The organism is Streptomyces prasinopilosus, from assembly GCF_001419695.1.
In the GTDB taxonomy this organism is placed as follows: domain Bacteria; phylum Actinomycetota; class Actinomycetes; order Streptomycetales; family Streptomycetaceae; genus Streptomyces; species Streptomyces prasinopilosus.
Window position 1 is genome coordinate 1 of the sequence record NZ_LIRG01000447.1, and the last position, 3,288, is coordinate 3,288.

Consider the following 3,288-nt stretch of genomic DNA (forward strand, 5'->3'; position numbering starts at 1 on the left):
ACGGCACCGATCGCCGAGCTGGACCTGGCCGTCCTGGACGACCTGCACCGCGCCAACATCCGCGGCACGTTCGTCGTCGTCCAGCAGGCCGCCCGTCGGGTGCGCCCCGGCGGGGCGATCGTGACGTTCTCCACATCCGTGGTGGGGCTGGCCTTCCCGAACTACGGCGCGTACTCCGCCAGCAAGGGCGCGGTCGAGGCGCTGACGCTGATCCTGGCCCGGGAGCTGCGGGGCCGGGACGTCACCGCCAACGCCGTCGCGCCCGGCCCCGCAGCTCCCGGGCCAGGATCAGCGTCAGCGCCTCGACCGCGCCCTTGCTGGCGGAGTACGCGCCGTAGTTCGGGAAGGCCAGCCCCACCACGGATGTGGAGAACGTCACGATCGCCCCGCCGGGGCGCACCCGACGGGCGGCCTGCTGGACGACGACGAACGTGCCGCGGATGTTGGCGCGGTGCAGGTCGTCCAGGACGGCCAGGTCCAGCTCGGCGATCGGTGCCGTGTGTGCCCGCCCGGCCGCGTGCACGACGACGTCGACACCGCCGAACTCTGCCTCGGCCGCGTCGAACAGAGCTGCGACGGCGTGTTCGTCGGCGACGTCGGCGCGTACCGTGATCGCCCGGACGCTGCCGTTGGCGGCGGCCTCCTTTGCGGCGGCTTCGGCCTCGTCCTGGTTGCCGGCATAGCCGACCACGACGGCGTACCCGTCGGCGGCCAGTCGGCCGACGGTCCGGCGGCCGATGCCGCGCGAGCCGCCGGTGACGATCGCGACCCGGGGTGAGGCGGAGGGCTGGGCCGGGGCAGCGGTCCCGTCGTGGGTAGTGGGGATAGGCATTGCTGACTCCTGTGGTGGGATGCGATCAGGCCGCGGCCTCGCCGTCGCCCTGCTGCGTCCTCAACGATCGACCGGTCCCCCACCCCTAGCCAGGGCTGCGTTTACCCAGGGGATGCCACCCCCTGGCTACGGCTCGGCGCGCGAGCGACCATGAAGGGGTGAACCTTCCAGAACTCGGTGCCTTCCTCAGGACACGCCGCGACCGCGTCCGACCCGCTGAGGTCGGTCTCCCCCAAGGCCCGCGCCGGCGCGTCCCCGGGCTGCGCCGCGAGGAAGTCGCCCAGCTGGCAGGGCTGTCAGCCGACTACTACACCGAGCTGGAGCGCGGCAGCGCAAAGAACGGCGTGCAGCCCTCGGCCCAGACCCTGGCCGCCCTCGCCCGAGCCCTGCGCCTGAACGGCGACGAGCGCGACCACCTGTTCCACCTGGCCGAGCGGCCGGTCCCGCCGTCAGCACACGGACCGTCGGCACATGTGCAGCCCGCGCTTCTCGGACTCCTGGACCGGCTGTCCAACACCCCCGCGCGCGTCATCACCGACCTGCACGACACCCTGGTGGAAAACGACCTGGCCCGAAACCTGCTCGGCACGTCCCCGGCGCACCGCGGCGCGGCGGCGAGCTTCGTGTACCGCTGGTTCACCGACCCTCAGGCGCGCGAGAGGTACCCGGTCGAGGATCACCCGCACCACTCCCGGGTGTTCGTGGCCGACCTCCAGGCAGCGGCCGCGCGGCGGGGCCGGGACGCGGAGGTCACGAAGATGGTCGCCGTGCTACGCCGCCGCAGCCGGGAGTTCGCGGCCCTCTGGGACACCCACGACGTCGCGGTGCGCCGCATGGACCACAAGAAGATCGTCCACCCCACGCTCGGCATCATCGAACTCGACTGTTACAACCTGCTCAGCGAGGACGGACGCCAACGCCTGCTGTGGTTCACCGCCCCGCCCGGAAGCCGGGGAGCCGAGCAGCTGGAACTGCTGTCCGTCATAGGAACCCAGGACCTGAGCGTCACCGGGGGCACGGCACCGGAAGGGTTGTCCGCGGCCGAATCCGAAACAGGGCGCTGACCCGCGCCGCAGAGGGAGGACCGCCTTCCCGGCAAGGCGTGGCTGTTCTCGGCCCAGAGTTCACGATTACCCCCTTGATTCCCGCTTCCCCACGCTCACGGGACGGTACCCACAGCGGCAAGTTGACCGGGCGCGGCAGTGCGGGTGTTTCATGGGCGGTCACTCGTGAAACTCGGCCCTGTGCGCCGATTATGCTGGGCTTTCCCGGTTTCCTGGGTTGTTGCAGACGACTCGACCCACAGCCGTTGTGGAGGTGAACGCGTGACCACGTACCGTACGGTCCTCCGGTTCACCGCGGACGGCCCCGAGGTGACTGGGAGTGGGCTGTCGGCACCACCGCCCGGCGGACATGGTGAGACTGGGTCGGGCACTACGGGAGCGACGAGAACGTGGTCATCCGACTCGTAGAGGAAACGGACAGCCGTGAGCGTGTGCTCACCGCCTGGGAGCACCGGCGAGTCGTCGAGCCGCCGGACACCGTCGAACCAACGGCCTGAACATCACAGACGGCTACTTTGCCCCTGGGGACAGAGCTGGGAGTCCGGGGCCGTGACGGCGGCGCCCCGGAACGCGGGTGCTCAGTCCGCGCGGGGCGCCCAGCGGCGGTGGGCGGTGTCGTACTCGTAGCGGGGCAGCCCCTCGATGCCGCTGGTGCGGAACGGACGGCCGCCGTCGTCGATCCGGACGGTTCCGGAGCGGCCGCCCGAGGACCAGTCCAGCTCCAGGTACCAGCGGCAGTCGCAGTGGGCCGTCGTGGCGGTCACCTCCAGCACCTCCGGGTCCTTCGCGGACACCCGGTAGGGCATGCGGACCGCCGGGATCGGCGTCCCGGCGTCGTTCCCGGCGACCGCGCGGGCGATCGGCCGGTCCTTGTCCAGGTCCACCGCGAAGTACCGCGGGGTGAGGACGCCGCCGCATCCCTGGTCCATGGCGTAGGCGTTGCCCGGGGCGGGGTCGGTGCGGCCGGTCACCCGGACCCGCAGCGCCGTGAGGACGACGGCCGTGTCCGCCGTTCCCTGCACGGACAGCCTCACGATCGTCTCGCCCCCGTGCACGGCCGCCTGCGTCGCCGCCCAGGTACCGGCGTCCTGGGGGACCGGGGGCGGCGGCACCCGGGCGGGCGGCTTGGCGACGACGTAGTCGTGACCGCAGCCGAAGGCCCAGGCCTGGGAGTCGGCGGTCCAGGCGAGAGGCGCGCCGGTGGACGCGGAGGAACCCCCGGCCGAACCCCTGGACGGACCCGCGGACGCGTTCCCGGACGCACCTTCGGAGCCGATCCCCCCGGCGGTGCCGGAGGCGCCGCCGGCGGGACCGGCCCCGACGCTCCGTCCGGCAACGCGTCCGCGGGTCCGTCCAGGGGTTCGGCCGGGGGTTCCTCCGCGTCCACCGGCG

The 3,288-nt window shown here is 72.6% G+C and carries 1 protein-coding gene and 3 pseudogenes; 2 read left to right on the forward strand and 2 right to left on the reverse strand.

Annotated features, from left to right (window positions below):
- Window positions 1–57 precede the first annotated feature (57 nt).
- A pseudogene (locus tag AOK18_RS35430) lies at window positions 58–216 on the forward strand (SDR family oxidoreductase); the annotation flags it as partial.
- A 46-nt stretch (window positions 217–262) separates the two neighbouring features.
- On the opposite strand, the pseudogene AOK18_RS18980 reads toward AOK18_RS35430, so the two are convergent.
- A pseudogene (locus AOK18_RS18980) lies at window positions 263–832 on the reverse strand (SDR family NAD(P)-dependent oxidoreductase); the annotation flags it as partial.
- A 158-nt stretch (window positions 833–990) separates the two neighbouring features.
- Here AOK18_RS18980 and AOK18_RS18985 point away from each other — a divergent pair.
- On the forward strand, window positions 991–1,896 hold the full coding sequence (locus tag AOK18_RS18985) for a helix-turn-helix transcriptional regulator (RefSeq protein WP_055695152.1): 906 nt from the start codon (window positions 991–993) through the stop codon (window positions 1,894–1,896).
- A gap of 578 nt (window positions 1,897–2,474) precedes the next feature.
- Here the strand turns inward: AOK18_RS18985 and AOK18_RS18990 are convergent.
- Window positions 2,475–3,288 (reverse strand): annotated as a pseudogene (locus AOK18_RS18990) (transcriptional regulator); the annotation flags it as partial.